The following is a 16,399-nucleotide window of genomic DNA, read 5'->3' as shown; positions in this document are numbered from 1 at the left end:
CCCGATATTTGTTAAACTTTTCAACAATTTAAAAGTGCTTTTCACACTTGTATTCTACAACAACTTTGTCAAAGTTTGAAACTTTGACAAAGTTTCTTCGTATTTATTTTTTGCGTATTGTTTTGTCATTCGACGAAGGATAAATCTCCGCAAGTAACTCCGCAACGAGAAGCCTTTCTTTGTCGAGCTTCGTACGAAGATTTCTCCTTCGTCGAAATGACAAGATTGCGTATAGATTTACATGATCAAAAACATAACCCGTGGTTTCAACCACGGGGACACAATGCATATCCGATACGTTTCCTGCGGTTGAAACCGCAGGCTATGTTTGATTTTGATTGCGTGGCTTTTATTGATTATTTCTCCAAAATCCCTTTTTCTACACTTTCATTAATCAAACCTTCGGCATAATTCCAGATTGATTTTGAGCCTTCCTTGATAACGCTTTTCTTCTCGTAAACTTTATAGTATTTTACTCCAAACTCTTTCCAAGTTCCGCCATTGTTAGATGTGTTTTGCAATAACGGTTCAAGTCTGTCCATAGATTTTGCAAATTTAGCTTCGTTGGTTTCTCCTGCTTCAAATTCTTCCCAAATGGCGATAAATTCTTCTTTTTGTTTTTCAGGAAGCAAACCAAAGATTCTGTTTGCGGCCAAACGTTCTTCATCTGTGTTCGAATGATTTTTTACAGTATCGTAAATAAAAACGTCTCCCGCATCAATTTCAACGATATCGTGTATCAAAACCATTTTCACGACTTTCAAAACATCAATTGGTTCGTTGGAATGTTCTGCTAAAACAATTGCCATTAAAGCCAAATGCCAGCTGTGTTCTGCATCATTTTCGCATCGGTCGCTGTTGAATAATTTTGTCTTGCGCTGAATGTATTTTACTTTATCAATTTCTTTTATAAAAGCAATTTGATCAAATAATTGTTGTGTGTTCATTTTATTTTTGTTTTGAAATGACATTCGTCATATGCAAAATTAAAGCTTAAAGCGTAATTGCTCAACTTAAAATTAATTTATCTCAACTGAATATCACAAACACCACATTTTTTTACACAAAAACCTAATTTCTGTAACATTAGTCACCTATTTTTTTAAAAAACAAAGTTACCTTTGTAACCCATCATTTTACAATACCTATCATGAAAATAGAACAAATTTACACCGGATGCCTCGCTCAAGGTGCATATTATATCACTTCAAATGGCGAAGCGGCCATTATTGATCCGCTTAGAGAAATTCAGCCTTATCTGGATCGTTTAGAGCGCGACGGAGTGAAACTGAAATACATTTTTGAAACGCATTTTCACGCCGATTTCGTTTCTGGCCACGTTGATTTAAGCAAAGAAACAGGAGCTCCAATTGTTTACGGACCAAATGCTGCTTGCGAATTTGATTGCATTTCTGCAAAAGACGGACAGGAATTCAAAATCGGAAAAGTGACAATTAAAGTTTTACACACTCCAGGTCATACAATGGAAAGCAGTACTTTTTTATTAATTGATGAAAACGGAAAAGACCATGCGATTTTCTCTGGCGACACTTTATTTATTGGTGATGTCGGACGTCCTGATTTAGCTCAAAAAGCAGCTGGAATGACACAAGATCAATTGGCTGGAATTTTATTTCATTCGTTAAGAGATAAAATCATGACTTTGGCTGATGACGTGATTGTTTATCCTGCACACGGTGCTGGAAGCGCTTGCGGAAAAAACATGAGCAAAGAAACGGTTTCGACTATTGGAAACCAAAAAGCTACCAATTATGCTTTGCGCGCCAATATGACCGAAGAAGAGTTTATCAAAGAAGTAACGGATGGTTTATTGCCTCCTCCTGCTTATTTCAGCATGAACGTGGCTATGAATAAAGGCGGTTACGAAAGCTTTGAAACAGTTCTAAACAACGGAATGAGAGCCATAAACGTAAAAGAATTTGAAGCTGTAGCCGAAGAAACTGGCGCTTTAATTTTAGATACAAGAAGCGCAGCAGATTTCAGCAAAGGATTTATTCCGCAGTCTATCAATATCGGAATCAACGGTGATTTTGCTCCGTGGGTTGGAACTTTAATTGCCGATGTAAAACAGCCAATTATATTGGTTACTGCAGCGGGAATGGAAGAAGAAACCGTAACTCGTTTAAGCCGTGTTGGTTTTGACACGATTATCGGACATCTAGAAGGCGGTTTTGAAGCTTGGCAAAATGCAGGTTTTGAAATTGACACTGTAAATAGAATCACTGCAGAACAGTTTGCAAACGAGTTTAAATTCGGAGAAGATAAAGTTGTCGATATTCGTAAAGAAACAGAATACGCAGCAGAACATATAGATGATGCTTACAGCAAACCTTTGGCTTATATAAATGACTGGGTAAAAGACATTAATCCAAATGAGCATTTTTATTTACATTGTGCTGGTGGTTACAGAAGTATGATTGCAGCTTCTATACTTCAAGCAAGAGGTTTCAGAAATTTCTCTGAAGTTGAAGGCGGTTTTGGAGCAATTTCTAAAACTAATGTGCCAAAATCAGATTTCGTATGCCAAAGCAAAACTCTCAATTAGATTTTTGCCACAGATTAAAATGATTAACACAGATTATAAATTTAATATATAATTAGCTAGCAGATTGACAGATTACAAAGAAAAAAATCCTTTTAATCTGTGAAATCTGTGGCAAAAAAACTAGCAAATGAGTTTATTAGAAATAATAAGAGAACCATGGCCTTGGTACGTTGCAGGCCCTTTGATTGGATTAACTGTTCCAATTTTATTAATTATCGGAAATAAATCTTTCGGGATTAGTTCTTCACTTCGTCATATTTGTGCGGCTTGTATTCCTGCAAATATTTCATTTTTTAAATACGACTGGAAAAAAGAAAGCTGGAATTTATTCTTTGTTCTTGGAATATTCTTCGGAGGTTTTATTGCTACTCATTTTCTTTCGAATCCTAATCCGGTGGAAATTGCTCCTGAATTATCAGAGAAATTAGCGACTTACGGAATCACAGATCATAGCGGTTTGGTTCCTGCACAATTATTTTCTTGGGAAAGTTTATTAACGCTTCGCGGATTTATCATGATTGTGGTTGGCGGATTCTTAGTAGGTTTCGGAACTCGTTATGCCGGCGGATGTACGAGCGGTCATGCGATTATGGGATTATCAAACTTACAATGGCCATCTTTGGTAGCTACAATCTGTTTTATGATTGGCGGTTTTGTAATGGCACTTTTGATTTTACCTTATATTCTTTCACTTTAAAATTTCAAAAATGAGTTTAGAAAATAAAAATATCGACGGCGAAGGAATCAACGCAAGCCAGAAAAAAGAAACTGCAATAGGAAACTTAAAATATTTAATCGTTGGAATCTTTTTCGGAATTGTATTCGTAAAAGCAGAAATCATCAGCTGGTTCCGTATTCAAGAAATGTTCAATCTGGAATCATTTCACATGTATGGCGTGATTGGATGCGCTGTTGCAGTTGGATTGATCTCAGTTCAATTGATTAAAAAATTCAACATCAAAACCCTTGATGGCGAAAAAATCGAAATCCAGCCAAAGACTTTCAATAAAGGACAAATCTATGGCGGATTGTTATTCGGTTTCGGATGGGCCATCACAGGAGCTTGTCCAGGTCCGCTTTTTGCTCAAATTGGAACTGGCGCAACTGTAATTGTAGTTACTTTAGTTAGTGCAATTGCTGGAACTTGGGTTTATGGTTTGATTAAAGATAAATTGCCTCATTAAAAAATGAATACAACAGAAAAGCCATCTCTAAGAAAAGCAAATCTTTCAGAAATACCTCAAATCTGGGAAATCCTTCAAGATGCAATTGAACAAAGACGATTAGACGGAAGCACGCAGTGGCAAGATGGCTATCCGAACGAGCTTTCTATTAAAAGCGATATCGAAAATGGTTACGGATATGTTTTTACAGAAGACGAATCGATTCTAGCTTATGCGGCAATTATTTTTGACAATGAACCTGCTTACGAAAATATCGAAGGCAAATGGCTTACCGATGACGATTATACTGTTGTGCATCGTGTAGCCGTTTCGAAATTGGCAAAAGGAAAAGGGATTGCAACAAAACTATTTGAAAGCATCGAAGGTTTATCTGTCGAAAATAAAATTTACAGTATAAAAGTAGACACAAACTTCGATAATACTCCGATGTTGAAAATTTTAGATAGATTAAAATATACGTATTGCGGAGAAGTCTATTTTAGAGGCTCTGCAAGAAAAGCATTTGAAAAACGATTGATCTAAATAAACAATATATAAAATTAATAACCCGACTGGTTCTATGAATCTGTCGGGTTTTGTTTTTTTTAAGAAGCAATTCATTCCGTAGGAATGTCTCATTGGTAGTAGAATTGAATTTGGATTCCATTTTTACGTTCCGTAGGAACGTTTGATTGATTTACAAATACATCATAAACAGGTGTCCCTACAGGACACAATACACAACGATATTTTTTTTCTACTACCGATCAGATATTCCTACGGAATATTTCTTCATCAATTTTTAATTTCATTTCGTTAAGTTTGCTTTAAACAAAAAGTCCCGTAAAAAAATATGAATCGCTCAGAGCAGTTATTAAAACTACAAAATACAGAAAATTGGGACGTAATAATTATTGGCGGAGGTGCAAGCGGACTAGGAACTGCAATTGATGCGGCAAGTCGCGGTTACAAAACCATTTTATTTGAAGCTGTTGATTTCGCAAAAGGAACTTCCAGCCGAAGCACTAAACTGGTTCATGGCGGAGTACGCTATTTGGCGCAAGGAGATGTACATTTAGTTAGAGAAGCATTAAAAGAACGAGGCTTATTGGCACAAAATGCAAGTCATTTGGTAAAAAATCAATCTTTTATTATTCCGAATTATCATTGGTTAAGCGGTTACTTTTATACCATCGGATTAAAAATTTATGATCTTTTATCTGGCGGTCTGAGTTTGGGAAGTTCAAAATATCTTTCGAAAAAGAGAACTATTGAAATGCTTCCTAACGTAGAAGAAAATGGTTTGGTAAATGGCGTGATTTATCACGATGGACAATTTGACGATTCTCGTCTTGCTGTCAATCTTGCTCAAACCGCGGTAGAAAACGGAGCTTGTATTTTAAATTATACTAAGGTTGTTAATTTATTAAAGGATAATAACAATCAAGTAATCGGAGTTCAGGTTCAGGATCAAGAAAGCGGAATTAAATACGACTTAAAAGGTTCTGCCATTATAAATGCTACAGGAGTTTTTACAAATGCCATCATGAAGCTCAATGATAACGTTTACAAAAAATATATTGTTCCGAGTCAGGGAATTCATTTGGTTTTTGATAAATCATTTCTGCCTGGAGATCATGCCTTAATGATTCCGAAAACAAAAGATGGAAGAGTTTTATTTGCAGTTCCTTGGCATAATCGTGTTGTAGTTGGTACGACTGATACTTTAATAAAGAAACAAAGTTTAGAACCAATTGCTTTAGAAAGCGAAATTCAATTTGTACTTGAAACAGCCCAGCGATTCCTAGCCAAAAAACCCGAAAGAAAAGATGTATTAGCTGTTTTTGCAGGATTACGCCCTTTGGCTGCACCTAAAGAAGAAGGTAAAAGCACCAAAGAAGTTTCTAGAAGCCATAAAATTATAGTTTCAGAAACTGGCCTTATTACGATTACTGGAGGAAAATGGACCACTTACCGAAAAATTGCTGAAGATATAATTGACAAAGCCATCAAAACAGGCAAACTACCAAAAAGAACCTGTACAACAGAACATCTTCCTATTCACGGAAGCCAACCTACTACTTCACTTGATAGAGAAAATCACTTCTATATATATGGTACTGATATTGCAAAAATAATCGAGTTGCAAGAAAGCGAACCGGCATTAAAAGAAAAACTGCATCCAAATCACGAATTTACAATGGCAGAAGTCGTTTGGGCAATTCGCTACGAAATGGCAAGAACTGTGGATGATATTTTGGCGAGACGAGTTCGGTTATTGTTCTTAGATGCCAAAGCTGCAATTGAAGTTTCGGAGAAAACAGCTAGAGTAATTGCCAAAGAACTTGGTCATGATGAAGCTTGGATAAACAATGAAGTTGCCAATTTCAAGCAAATTGCGAAAGGGTTTCTGCTATCCGAATTCCAATAAAAGGCAAATCTAGCTAATTTTGAGAATCTTTCAGCTTAAAATTATCTTACAAAAACTGCTGCATAATTGTTTTTCAAGCAAAATTATCTTTTGATTTTAAAAAATTATTAAATATCAATATACCAATGTGTTAACAATAATAAATTAGTTTAATTTTATTGTATAAAACCATCAATTCAGTTCTTTAGAAAAGTGCGCCTAAACAGATTAACAAAAAATTAACACAACACTTGTATATACAACTATTAAAAGTTATACATTTGTATATACAAATTATACACTTACGACTATGACAATTGAAGAGGTTATTAAGAGTACGGTTAAGATGGATAATGCGAAAAAAGTTATTCTGAATATCATGTACACGCAAAATGTGATTCAGGATCATTTCAACGAGTTGATCAAACCGTATGATTTATCTGGAGAACAGTATAATGTGTTACGTATATTAAGAGGACAAAAAGGAAAGCCTGCTAATATGTGCGTGATACAAGAACGAATGCTTGCTAAAACAAGTAATACAACACGTTTGGTTGACAAATTATTATTGAAGGATTTTGTAACTCGAAATGTTTGTCCTGATAATCGAAGAAAAATTGAAGTTTCGATTACGCAAAAAGGACTGGATGTTTTAAAAGAATTAGATCCTAAAGTAGATGAGCATGAGCAAACGTTTGCAAACAATTTAAAACCAGAAGAACTGGTTTTCCTGAATCAATTATTAGAAAAATATAGAACCAACAAATAAAAAATAATATAAACTATGAGCAATTTCTTAGAAAATCAAAATTGGAGATACGCAACCAAACAATTTGATGCTTCAAAAAAGATATCAGATGCTGATTTAAATACATTAAAAGAAGCCGTTAGATTAAGTGCTTCTTCATACGGATTACAACCTTATAAAGTTATTCTTGTTGAAAATCCAGAATTAAGAGAAAAATTAAAAGGTGCAGCTTGGGGACAAACTCAAATTACAGACGCTTCTCACCTATTCATTTTTGCAAATGACTTAAAACTTGATGCAGGTTCTGTTGACAAATACATCAACAATATCAGCGAAGTAAGAGGTGTTCCTGCAGAAGCTTTAGGCGGATTTAGCGACATGATGAAAAATGTTATTGCAAATTTATCTGAAGATGCAAAACATATCTGGACTGCAAAACAAACGTATTTAGCTTTAGGAAACTTGTTAAATGCAGCTGCCGATTTAAAAATTGATGCTACTCCTATGGAAGGTTTTAACGCAGCTCAGTTTAATGAAATCTTAGGTTTCGATAAATTAGGTTTAAATGCTTCAGTTATTGCAACTGTAGGTTACAGACATGACGACGACAAATCTCAGCACCAGAAAAAAGTTAGAAAATCACACGAGGAATTATTTATCACTATATAATTAATTATTTATTAATCAAATTCAAATTTAATTTTAAAAACATGAAAAATTTAAAAACTATTGCAATAGCATTATTCGTAGCAGCAGCTGGAATCTCAGTAAACGCTCAAACTAAAAAAATCGACGTAAAAGCATCTACTATTAAATGGGTAGGAAAAAAAGTAACTGGAGAACACTCTGGAACTGTAAACTTCAAAGATGGAGCTGTTATTTTCAAAGGAAAAAAATTAGCTGGTGGTAACTTTACAGTTGACATGACTTCATTAACTTCTACAGATTTAACTGGAGAGTACCAAGGAAAATTAAACGGTCACTTAAAAGCTGACGATTTCTTCGGAACTGACAAATTCCCAACTTCAAAATTAGTTTTCAAAACTATCGGTGCAAAATCTGCTGACGTTTACACTGTAACTGCAGACTTAACTATCAAAGGAATCACTAAACCTGTAACTTTTGATATCACTGTAAAAGGAAACACTGCTACAACTGCTTTCAAAGTTGACAGAACTAAATATGACATTAAATATGGTTCAGGTAGTTTCTTCGACGGTTTAGGAGATAAAACTATCAATGACGAATTCGAATTGGCTGTAGCTTTAAAATTCTAATATTTAAGTCTTACTAATTCAGAAATACAATAAACCCCAGCAGTTTTATACTGTTGGGGTTTATTTTTAAGTACTTCTTTTAATTTTTATTGGATTTTGTCTTGTATCAAAAACATCCAAAATTTCAATTGAATTTCTCTTTAAATTAATCCAATAAATAATTTTATAATTTTTGTAGACCAAATATCGTATTTCTTCAGAGTAGCTTTCTAAAAGTTCTTCTCTTTGTCCTATTGCATTTGTTGGCTTTGGTTTTAATTTTAGAGTTTCTTTGGTAATCCCAAGTACAATCTTTTTCGCAACAGTTAGGCTTGCTTCTTTCTTATAATAATCAAAAATCTTTTTTAATTCAGTTTTAGCAAAATCAGTCCAATAAATTTTCAACTCCATTTCTCAATCTCAGAAATTAACTCATCAACATCTGTCATTCTTTCATTTTTAGAATCATCTAAAGAGTCATCAATTCTTTTATGAAATTCAGCGATAGACATTGGTTTTAATTCTAAATCTTCTTTAATTTCTTTTTTTAACAATTTTTCAAACTGAGAAATTGCCTTCTCACTTTCAAGTTTAAGAAAGTCTCTAATAAAAATCACTTTTCGAGTATCTAAATCCATTTTTTTTATTTTTATCAAAGTTACAAATTATCTTTAAATGAAATTTAATTGCAAATAATTTTAAAATAGACTTTTACAATAAAAAAAGGCTTTAACTCTTTTCAAAAACTTAACATTCTTAATACTATAGTAACGCTTTCGTAATAAGCATCAGGACTTTGATTAACATACGGCTTCTATTTTTGGGACAATTAAAAAAATCAAAAACTAGAAATTAAAATCATAGTTATGAAAACAAAATTACATATTGCATGTACAATCTTCATTATCAGCTTTTTCGCACAGGCTCAGCAACAGCCAAAAGGAATTATTGGCACTTCTAACTGGATGACCAACTGGACGAGTTTTAAACCTGCTGGCAATGACTATGGCGAAGCAACAAACATAATTGCAGGAACAATCGATAAAGACACAAGATTAACGAAACGCAACATCTACCATTTAGTTGGCGTTGTGTATGTTACCAATAATGCTACTTTAACTATCGAACCCGGAACTGTTATCCGTGGCGATGATAAAACCTGCGGAACTCTTGTTATCACTAATGGCGCAAAAATTATGGCAGAAGGTCTTGAAACTGACCCAATTATTTTTACATCAGAAAATGAAATAAATAACAGAAAACCAGGTGACTGGGGTGGAATTATAGTTTTAGGAAAAGCTCCTATAAATTCTTTAGGAGGAATTCACACTTTACCTTTTGATTTAGATCCAACTTTAAATCATTACGGAGGACAAGATCCAGAAGATAATTCAGGGATTATGAAATATGTGAGAATCGAATATGCTGGAAGAAAATTAAGTGCTTCTAAAGAATTAAACGGCCTTTCTCTTGCTGGTGTTGGAAGAAAAACTACTATTAGCCATGTCCAAATTAGTTACTCAAATGATGATTCTTTTGAATGTTATGGCGGAGATTTGAATTTAAGCAATTTAGTATCATACAGAACAACCGACGATGATTTTGATTTTACGCAAGGTGCTCAAATTAATATCTCAAACAGTATTGCAATTCGTCATCCATTTTCTTCAGATATTTCAGGATCAAGATGTTTTGAAGTAGATTCATATGAAAAAGTTGCTTCTACAGATATGACCAAAAAGATGACTAAAATAAATGCTAGCAACATTACATTGGTTAATTTAGAGGAAAATAATCAAGGTTTGGTTAGAGAGTCTGCTTACATTAAAGAAAATACATTTTTCAACTTAACTAATAGTGTGGTTTCGGGCTTTGCTCCTTTTATTTTATTGGAAGGGAATATCGGAAACGGTGAAGCCAATTTATCTAAAATTAGCTTCAAAAATGTTGTGGCAAACAATTGTACAGGTGAAATCGAAAGTGAATCTGGCAGCAATACTCCGGGCATAAAAAACTATTATGGCAATCCAGCTTTTGGAATAGAATATACTAAAATGAAATTGAACGAGTTATTTTCGATTCCAAATATCAAAGGAAATCCAGATTTTAGATTAAATGTAAACAACACGATAGCAAGTGGAAATTAAGGAGTTACAGAAGGATTTTAAATTAAAATTTAACAAATTTTACAGATTCGAAAAGATTTTTTTCAAATTTTATGTACTCTAATTAAAATTACATTTATATCTTTGCCATATCAAAATAAAGAAATGAGAACAATTTTAAACAATACTTGGTGGTGGAGCAATTTACGTCAGACGTCGTGAACGAAGCTTCCTATGGTATTGTAAAAAAATATAAAATATAAAGGGCTTGTCATCACGACAAGCCCTTTTTTTTTGATCCAATTGAAAACAAATTATCGAACAACATAAAACTATATATTTTGAAACCTTTTATTCTTAATACACATTACAAACAAATTCTGGCAGATACGGTTACGCCAGTAAGTATTTATTTCAAAATCAGAGATAAATTCCCAAACAGTTTATTATTGGAAAGTAGTGATTATCACGGAAATGACAACAGTTTCTCTTACATCTGCTGTAATCCGATCGCTACTATAAAAATCGAAAATGAAGTTATCTCAAAAACTTTTCCTGATGGAACTTCAGAAAAAATAGCTATCGATGCTTCAACAAATATCCCTCAGGTAATTCAAGAATTTTCAAGTCAGTTTAAAGCAGAAAAAAACGATTTTAAATTCATCAACAACGGATTATTTGGCTACATTTCTTATGATGCCGTTCGTTACTTCGAAAAAGTTTCAATTGCAAAAAAAGACAATGCGACTTCAATTCCAGATGTTTTTTATGCTGTTTATCAAAACATTATTGCAATTAATCACTTCAAAAACGAAGCTTATATTTTTTGCCACAGCGTAGATAACAAAAATAATATTGTAGAAATCGAGCAATTATTGCAATCAAGAAATATTGCTTCTTATAAATTTTCAAAAGAAGGAGAAGGATTTTCAAACTTAACAGATGAAGAATTTAAAACAAATGTAGCTTTAGCCAAAAAACATTGTTACCGCGGAGATGTTTTTCAATTGGTTTTATCACGTCGATTTACTCAAGGTTTCAAAGGAGACGAATTTAATGTGTATAGAGCTTTAAGAAGCATTAACCCTTCTCCCTATTTATTCTTTTTTGATTATGGCGATTTCAAAATATTTGGTTCTTCTCCAGAAGCTCAAATTATCGTAAAAAACAGAAAAGCTGAAATTCACCCAATTGCAGGAACTTTCAAAAGAACCGGAAACGACGAACGTGATGCGCTTTTAGCAAAAGAACTTTCTGAAGATAAAAAAGAAAACAGCGAACATGTTATGTTGGTTGACTTAGCTAGAAATGATTTAAGCAGAAACGGTCACGATGTAAATGTAGAAAAATATAGAGAAGTTCAGTTTTTCTCTCACGTAATTCACTTAGTTTCTAAAGTGACAGGGCATTTACACGATAAAGCAACAACCATGCAAGTCGTAGCTGATACTTTTCCAGCGGGAACTTTAAGCGGTGCTCCAAAACACAGAGCCATGCAATTAATTGAAGAATGCGAAAAAACAAATCGTAACTTCTACGGAGGCGCAATTGGTGTTATGGATTTTGACGGAAACTTTAATCACGCCATTATGATTCGAACTTTCCTTTCTAAAAACCATCAATTGCATTGTCAGGCAGGAGCTGGAATTGTAGCAAGCTCTGATGAAGAAAGTGAAATGCAGGAAGTTTACAATAAATTAAGAGCATTAAATACAGCACTAGAAATGGCAGAAAATATTTAGTATTCAGTCGCGGTTATCAGTCGCATAACGTGAAACCTTAAACTTGAAACAATTAAAAAACAAACCATAAAAACCACAAACTATGAAAAAAGCAGTAACAATTTTAGTTTTAATCATTACTCTGACTTCTTGCAATTCAGAAAAAAAACAAAATCCGATTGAAGGAACCTGGCGTCTTATATCAGCAGAAACGACTGAGAAAGATTCGACTTTTTCAACTTTCAATTCAAAAACAAAAATGATTAAAATTATTAACGATACACATTTTGCTTTTTTTAATCATGATTTAAAACACGGAAAAGATACAACAGCGGCATTATTCTTTGGCGGAGGCGGAAAATATACTTTAAAAGACAGTATTTATACAGAGCATTTAGAGTTTTTCAACAACCGCGATTGGGAAGACAACAAATTTGAATTTGTAGTGAAAGTTCAAAACGACACTCTAATTCAAAAAGGAATAGAAAAAGTAGAAAAATTAGGAGTAGATCGTGTTATCGTAGAGAAATACGTTCGAGAGAAATAAGAAAATTTGGTTTCAGGTTTAAAGTTTCAAGTTTCACGTTCCAACCAACTTGAAACCTGAAACAAAGAAAACCTGAAACAAAAAACACAACACAATGAAAAAGATTTTAGTTATAGACAATTACGATAGTTTCACTTACAACTTAGTGCACTATTTAGAAGATTTAAACTGCGAAGTTACCGTTTACAGAAACGACGAATTTGATATTGATGAAATTGCATCTTTTGAGAAAATATTACTTTCACCAGGACCTGGAATTCCAGATGAAGCAGGTTTATTAAAAGCAGTTATCGAAAAATACAGTCCAACAAAAAGCATACTTGGCGTTTGCTTAGGACAACAAGCAATCGGCGAAGTTTTTGGAGGAACGCTTTCAAATCTTGATAAAGTGTATCACGGAGTGGCTACAAATGTAAAAACAGTAGTAGATGATGAAATTCTTTTTGAAGGTTTAGGAAAAGAATTCGAAGTCGGAAGATACCATTCTTGGGTAGTTGACAGCAATTTACCTGAAGATTTAGAAGCAACTTCGGTTGATGAAAACGGACAAATCATGTCTTTGCGTCATAAAAATTATGATGTAAGAGGCGTTCAATTTCATCCAGAAAGCGTTTTGACACCAAATGGGAAAAAGATTTTAGAGAACTGGATTAAGAGTTAGTTTTTAGTCTCAGTAATCAGTGACAATAAAAAAACTTAGAACCTTAATATCTCAGTAACCCAGAATCTCAAAAAAAATGGAAATAACAATTTTAGAAACCCGAGAAATCAACATTGAGGACATTTTAGTTTTGTACAAAGCAAACGAATGGAGTTCTGCAAGTAAGCCAAATGAATTATATAATGGCTTATTAAATTCTGAAACTTTAATAACCGCTTGGGAAGAAAAAAAGCTCGTTGGACTTGGAAATGCAATTTCAGATGGATCTCTAACAGTTTATTATCCACATTTATTGGTGCTTCCAGAATATCAAGGAAAAGGAATTGGGAAGTTAATTTTGGATAAACTGCAAGAGAAATACCGACATTTTCATATGCAAATGCTCACTGCCGATGGAAAATCAGTTGATTTTTATAAAAAAAATGGTTTCGAAAGAGCTGGAAAAACGGAACCAATGTGGATTTATCAAGGAAATGAACATTAAAGCAGTCACAGTAAAAAACTTAGAACCTTAGCATCTCAGCAACTTAGAATCTTAAAAAAATGAAAACTATATTAAATAAATTAATCAACCACGAAGTGCTTTCTAAAGAAGAAGCGAAACAAGTATTGATTAATATTTCAAGCGGTCAGTATAATCCGAGTCAGATTTCGGCATTTTTGACTGTATTTATGATGCGAAGCATTACAATCGATGAACTTTCGGGCTTTCGTGAAGCTTTATTAGACTTATGTATTCGTGTCGATTTATCAGCCTATAACACAATCGATTTATGCGGAACGGGCGGTGATGGGAAAGATACTTTCAACATTTCGACTCTTGCTTCTTTTGTATCGGCTGGAGCCGGAATAAAAGTAGCAAAACATGGAAATTACGGAGTTTCATCTATTTCTGGATCAAGCAACGTAATGGAAAAAATGGGAATAAAATTTAGCAACGATCCTTCGTTTTTAGAAAAATGTATTGATCAAGCAGGAATTTGTGTTTTACACGCTCCCCTATTTCACCCAGCTATGAAAAATGTTGGACCTATCAGAAAAGAATTGGGTGTAAAAACCTTTTTCAATATGTTGGGCCCAATGGTAAATCCGTCGTTTCCACAAAATCAACTAGTTGGTGTTTTCAACTTAGAATTGGCAAGAATGTACGCTTATTTATATCAAAATACCGATGTGAATTTTACCATTCTACATTCGCTTGACGGATATGATGAAATTTCGTTAACTGGTCCAACCAAAACGATTACTAACCATATGGAAGGAATGTTAAATCCAGAAGATTTTGGAGTTCATCTTTTATCGCAAACCGAAATTGAAGGCGGAAAAACCATTGAAGAATCAGCTGAAATTTTCACCAATATCATTTCTGGAAAAGGAAACAAAGCTCAAAACAATGTAGTTTGTGCCAATGCTGCAATGGCAATCGCAACGGTTACAAAATGTTCTCCAAAAGAAGGTTTTGAAATCGCAAAAGAAAGTCTATTGTCAGGAAAAGGATTAAAAGCATTACAGAAATTACAAGAATTAAGTAAATAAAAACAAACACAAATTTCACAAATTAGCGCTAATAAATTTGCGCCTTTGTGACTTCGTGGCAAAACAACAACAATGAACATTTTAGATAAAATAATAATAGACAAAAAAAGAGAAGTCATTTTGAAGAAATCGATTATTCCGACTTCTCAATTGGAAGCTTCTGTGTTTTTTGGAAAACAGACGATTTCTCTTAGTCAGAAATTAAAAGAAAGTAATTCTGGAATTATTGCAGAACACAAACGTCGTTCTCCTTCAAAATCAATTATCAACAATAATTTTACTGTCGAAGAAGTGGTGAAAGGTTACGAAAATGCTGGAGCCTGCGGAATCTCAGTTTTAACCGACGGAAAATATTTCGGCGGATCTTTAGACGATTTACTTTTGGCTCGAGCTTCGGTAAATATTCCGCTTTTGCGAAAAGAATTTATTGTAGACGAATACCAAATTCTTGAAGCAAAAGCCCACGGAGCCGATTTGATTTTATTAATCGCTGCAGTTTTAACCCGCGAAGAAATTAAATCTTTATCTGAATTTGCAAAAAAACTAGATTTAGAAGTTTTGCTTGAAGTACATAATCAAGAAGAATTAGAAAAATCAATTATGCCAAGTTTAGACATGATTGGCGTGAACAACAGAAACCTAAAAACATTCGAAGTAAGTTTAGATTTTAGTAAAGAATTAGCATCACAAATTCCAAACGATTTTGTAAAAGTTTCTGAAAGCGGAATTTCATCAATCGAAGCAATCCAAGAACTAAAACCATACGGTTACAAAGGTTTCTTAATTGGGGAGAACTTCATGAAAACTGACGACGCAGGTAAGGCTGCATCAGAATTTATTAGTAGAATATAATTTTGGTTTACCACGACTCGAGCGATAGCGAACAGGCGAAGCAATTACACCAATTAACACGAATTTAATTAGTGGAAATTCGTGCAATTTGTGGCAAAAAAAAACAAAGCTTTGCGAACTTTTTCGCATTTTAAACACAATACAAAACAAAAAACCTTAGCGCACTTTGCGTTAAAAAACACACAACGAAAATGAAACTCAAAATATGCGGTATGAAATATCCTGAAAATATCCTCGAAGTAGGCGCTCTTTTGCCCGACTATATGGGATTTATTTTCTGGGAAAAATCCGCACGATATTTTAACGGAACAATTCCTGAACTTATAAAAACAGTCAAAAAAGTAGGCGTTTTTGTAGATCAGAGTCAGGAAGAAATTCTGGAAAAAGTCGCAAAATACAATTTACAAGCCGTTCAATTACACGGAAATGAATCCGTTGAATTTTTATCAGAACTAAAAGAACAATTGCCTAAAAAAGTCGAAATCATAAAAGTTTTTTCTGCCGATGAAAATTTTGATTTTGAAGTTATAAAACCTTTTGAGCCAGTCAGCGATTATTTTTTGTTTGACACCAAAGGAAAACTTCCAGGAGGAAACGGAACAACTTTCGACTGGACAATATTAAAAAAATACAATTCCAAAAAACCTTTCTTTTTAAGCGGAGGAATCGGAATGAAGGAATTAAAAGCTATTGAAGAAATTTCAAAAACCAATTTACCAATCTACGCTGTCGATGTAAATAGTAAATTTGAAATTGAACCAGGGCTAAAAAACAGAAATTTATTTAGCAATTTCAAACGCAAATTTGATGTTGCCAACTTTTAAAATTTAAAAA

General features: G+C 33.6%; 19 protein-coding genes. 16 read left to right on the top strand and 3 right to left on the bottom strand.

Annotated elements, in window-relative coordinates:
- Positions 1-356: 356 nt before the first annotated feature.
- Positions 357-947 (bottom strand): HD domain-containing protein, encoded by a 591-nt coding sequence (locus ABXT06_RS02555; RefSeq protein ID WP_354589326.1) that lies wholly within the window; start codon positions 945-947, stop codon positions 357-359.
- 203 nt (positions 948-1,150) lie between these two features.
- Here ABXT06_RS02555 and ABXT06_RS02550 point away from each other — a divergent pair, with 203 nt between their 5' ends.
- The 8 genes from ABXT06_RS02550 (at position 1,151) to ABXT06_RS02515 (ending at position 8,164) form a co-directional block, all read left to right on the top strand.
- Positions 1,151-2,566: an MBL fold metallo-hydrolase gene (locus ABXT06_RS02550; RefSeq protein WP_354589325.1), complete on the top strand. Its 1,416-nt coding sequence runs from the start codon at positions 1,151-1,153 to the stop codon at positions 2,564-2,566.
- A gap of 127 nt (positions 2,567-2,693) precedes the next feature.
- Complete coding sequence (locus ABXT06_RS02545; RefSeq protein ID WP_354589324.1) at positions 2,694-3,263, top strand: YeeE/YedE family protein; 570 nt, start codon at positions 2,694-2,696, stop codon at positions 3,261-3,263.
- A 10-nt stretch (positions 3,264-3,273) separates the two neighbouring features.
- Positions 3,274-3,750, top strand: a complete 477-nt coding sequence (locus tag ABXT06_RS02540; RefSeq protein ID WP_091133477.1) for a DUF6691 family protein — start codon at positions 3,274-3,276, stop codon at positions 3,748-3,750.
- 3 nt (positions 3,751-3,753) lie between these two features.
- Positions 3,754-4,272: a GNAT family N-acetyltransferase gene (locus tag ABXT06_RS02535; RefSeq protein WP_354589323.1), complete on the top strand. Its 519-nt coding sequence runs from the start codon at positions 3,754-3,756 to the stop codon at positions 4,270-4,272.
- 310 nt (positions 4,273-4,582) lie between these two features.
- The gene (locus ABXT06_RS02530; protein ID WP_354589322.1) at positions 4,583-6,160 is read left to right on the top strand and encodes a glycerol-3-phosphate dehydrogenase/oxidase; all 1,578 of its coding nucleotides are present in this window, start codon (positions 4,583-4,585) and stop codon (positions 6,158-6,160) included.
- Between the two features lie 289 nt (positions 6,161-6,449).
- Entirely contained in the window at positions 6,450-6,908 is a 459-nt protein-coding gene (locus ABXT06_RS02525) for a MarR family winged helix-turn-helix transcriptional regulator (RefSeq protein WP_198856630.1), read from the top strand.
- Between the two features lie 15 nt (positions 6,909-6,923).
- A complete protein-coding gene (locus ABXT06_RS02520; RefSeq protein WP_354589321.1) occupies positions 6,924-7,556 on the top strand; it encodes an NAD(P)H-dependent oxidoreductase in 633 nt (210 codons plus the stop codon).
- Positions 7,557-7,597: 41 nt separating this feature from the next.
- Positions 7,598-8,164 carry a YceI family protein gene (locus tag ABXT06_RS02515; RefSeq protein ID WP_343707964.1) on the top strand — a complete coding sequence of 189 codons (567 nt, stop codon included), beginning with the start codon at positions 7,598-7,600 and terminating at the stop codon, positions 8,162-8,164.
- A 66-nt stretch (positions 8,165-8,230) separates the two neighbouring features.
- Here ABXT06_RS02515 and ABXT06_RS02510 read toward each other — a convergent pair whose 3' ends face one another.
- Both ABXT06_RS02510 and ABXT06_RS02505 read right to left on the bottom strand, forming a co-directional pair.
- Complete coding sequence (locus ABXT06_RS02510) at positions 8,231-8,554, bottom strand: type II toxin-antitoxin system RelE/ParE family toxin (RefSeq protein WP_354589320.1); 324 nt, start codon at positions 8,552-8,554, stop codon at positions 8,231-8,233.
- On the bottom strand, positions 8,545-8,781 hold the full coding sequence (locus tag ABXT06_RS02505; RefSeq protein ID WP_354589319.1) for a hypothetical protein: 237 nt from the start codon (positions 8,779-8,781) through the stop codon (positions 8,545-8,547). Before ABXT06_RS02505 ends, ABXT06_RS02510 begins: the two co-directional genes overlap by 10 nt.
- Positions 8,782-9,009: 228 nt before the next feature.
- Here ABXT06_RS02505 and ABXT06_RS02500 point away from each other — a divergent pair, with 228 nt between their 5' ends.
- The 8 genes from ABXT06_RS02500 (at position 9,010) to ABXT06_RS02465 (ending at position 16,389) form a co-directional block, all read left to right on the top strand.
- The gene (locus ABXT06_RS02500) at positions 9,010-10,290 is read left to right on the top strand and encodes a beta-helix domain-containing protein (protein ID WP_354589318.1); all 1,281 of its coding nucleotides are present in this window, start codon (positions 9,010-9,012) and stop codon (positions 10,288-10,290) included.
- 299 nt (positions 10,291-10,589) lie between these two features.
- Positions 10,590-11,990 (top strand): anthranilate synthase component I family protein, encoded by a 1,401-nt coding sequence (locus tag ABXT06_RS02495; protein ID WP_354589317.1) that lies wholly within the window; start codon positions 10,590-10,592, stop codon positions 11,988-11,990.
- Positions 11,991-12,072: 82 nt separating this feature from the next.
- On the top strand, positions 12,073-12,516 hold the full coding sequence (locus ABXT06_RS02490; protein ID WP_354589316.1) for a hypothetical protein: 444 nt from the start codon (positions 12,073-12,075) through the stop codon (positions 12,514-12,516).
- Between the two features lie 94 nt (positions 12,517-12,610).
- Positions 12,611-13,177 (top strand): anthranilate synthase component II, encoded by a 567-nt coding sequence (locus tag ABXT06_RS02485; RefSeq protein ID WP_354589315.1) that lies wholly within the window; start codon positions 12,611-12,613, stop codon positions 13,175-13,177.
- A gap of 76 nt (positions 13,178-13,253) precedes the next feature.
- Complete coding sequence (locus ABXT06_RS02480) at positions 13,254-13,661, top strand: GNAT family N-acetyltransferase (protein WP_354589314.1); 408 nt, start codon at positions 13,254-13,256, stop codon at positions 13,659-13,661.
- Between the two features lie 59 nt (positions 13,662-13,720).
- Entirely contained in the window at positions 13,721-14,713 is a 993-nt protein-coding gene (gene trpD, locus ABXT06_RS02475) for an anthranilate phosphoribosyltransferase (RefSeq protein WP_354589313.1), read from the top strand.
- A gap of 72 nt (positions 14,714-14,785) precedes the next feature.
- Positions 14,786-15,565, top strand: a complete 780-nt coding sequence (gene trpC, locus ABXT06_RS02470) for an indole-3-glycerol phosphate synthase TrpC (protein ID WP_354589312.1) — start codon at positions 14,786-14,788, stop codon at positions 15,563-15,565.
- Between the two features lie 191 nt (positions 15,566-15,756).
- Positions 15,757-16,389 carry a phosphoribosylanthranilate isomerase gene (locus ABXT06_RS02465; protein WP_354589311.1) on the top strand — a complete coding sequence of 211 codons (633 nt, stop codon included), beginning with the start codon at positions 15,757-15,759 and terminating at the stop codon, positions 16,387-16,389.
- Positions 16,390-16,399: the final 10 nt, after the last annotated feature.

Source organism: Flavobacterium sp. UW10123 (assembly GCF_040538975.1).
GTDB lineage: Bacteria > Bacteroidota > Bacteroidia > Flavobacteriales > Flavobacteriaceae > Flavobacterium.
Note: the sequence above shows the minus strand (reverse complement) of the source record. Positions and strands in the feature narration are given on the sequence as shown.

What these genes read in the sequence shown, in the direction of transcription:
- ABXT06_RS02525 (WP_198856630.1), top strand. Translation starts at nt 6,450, where the DNA reads ATGACAATTGAAGAGGTTATTAAGAGTACGGTTAAGATGGATAATGCG.
- ABXT06_RS02520 (WP_354589321.1), top strand. Translation starts at nt 6,924, where the DNA reads ATGAGCAATTTCTTAGAAAATCAAAATTGGAGATACGCAACCAAACAA.
- ABXT06_RS02485 (WP_354589315.1), top strand. Translation starts at nt 12,611, where the DNA reads ATGAAAAAGATTTTAGTTATAGACAATTACGATAGTTTCACTTACAAC.
- ABXT06_RS02490 (WP_354589316.1), top strand. Translation starts at nt 12,073, where the DNA reads ATGAAAAAAGCAGTAACAATTTTAGTTTTAATCATTACTCTGACTTCT.
- ABXT06_RS02530 (WP_354589322.1), top strand. Translation starts at nt 4,583, where the DNA reads ATGAATCGCTCAGAGCAGTTATTAAAACTACAAAATACAGAAAATTGG.
- ABXT06_RS02540 (WP_091133477.1), top strand. Translation starts at nt 3,274, where the DNA reads ATGAGTTTAGAAAATAAAAATATCGACGGCGAAGGAATCAACGCAAGC.
- ABXT06_RS02555 (WP_354589326.1), bottom strand. Translation starts at nt 947, where the DNA reads ATGAACACACAACAATTATTTGATCAAATTGCTTTTATAAAAGAAATT.
- ABXT06_RS02545 (WP_354589324.1), top strand. Translation starts at nt 2,694, where the DNA reads ATGAGTTTATTAGAAATAATAAGAGAACCATGGCCTTGGTACGTTGCA.
- ABXT06_RS02550 (WP_354589325.1), top strand. Translation starts at nt 1,151, where the DNA reads ATGAAAATAGAACAAATTTACACCGGATGCCTCGCTCAAGGTGCATAT.
- ABXT06_RS02515 (WP_343707964.1), top strand. Translation starts at nt 7,598, where the DNA reads ATGAAAAATTTAAAAACTATTGCAATAGCATTATTCGTAGCAGCAGCT.
- ABXT06_RS02500 (WP_354589318.1), top strand. Translation starts at nt 9,010, where the DNA reads ATGAAAACAAAATTACATATTGCATGTACAATCTTCATTATCAGCTTT.
- ABXT06_RS02465 (WP_354589311.1), top strand. Translation starts at nt 15,757, where the DNA reads ATGAAACTCAAAATATGCGGTATGAAATATCCTGAAAATATCCTCGAA.
- ABXT06_RS02505 (WP_354589319.1), bottom strand. Translation starts at nt 8,781, where the DNA reads ATGGATTTAGATACTCGAAAAGTGATTTTTATTAGAGACTTTCTTAAA.
- ABXT06_RS02480 (WP_354589314.1), top strand. Translation starts at nt 13,254, where the DNA reads ATGGAAATAACAATTTTAGAAACCCGAGAAATCAACATTGAGGACATT.
- trpD (WP_354589313.1), top strand. Translation starts at nt 13,721, where the DNA reads ATGAAAACTATATTAAATAAATTAATCAACCACGAAGTGCTTTCTAAA.
- trpC (WP_354589312.1), top strand. Translation starts at nt 14,786, where the DNA reads ATGAACATTTTAGATAAAATAATAATAGACAAAAAAAGAGAAGTCATT.
- ABXT06_RS02510 (WP_354589320.1), bottom strand. Translation starts at nt 8,554, where the DNA reads ATGGAGTTGAAAATTTATTGGACTGATTTTGCTAAAACTGAATTAAAA.
- ABXT06_RS02535 (WP_354589323.1), top strand. Translation starts at nt 3,754, where the DNA reads ATGAATACAACAGAAAAGCCATCTCTAAGAAAAGCAAATCTTTCAGAA.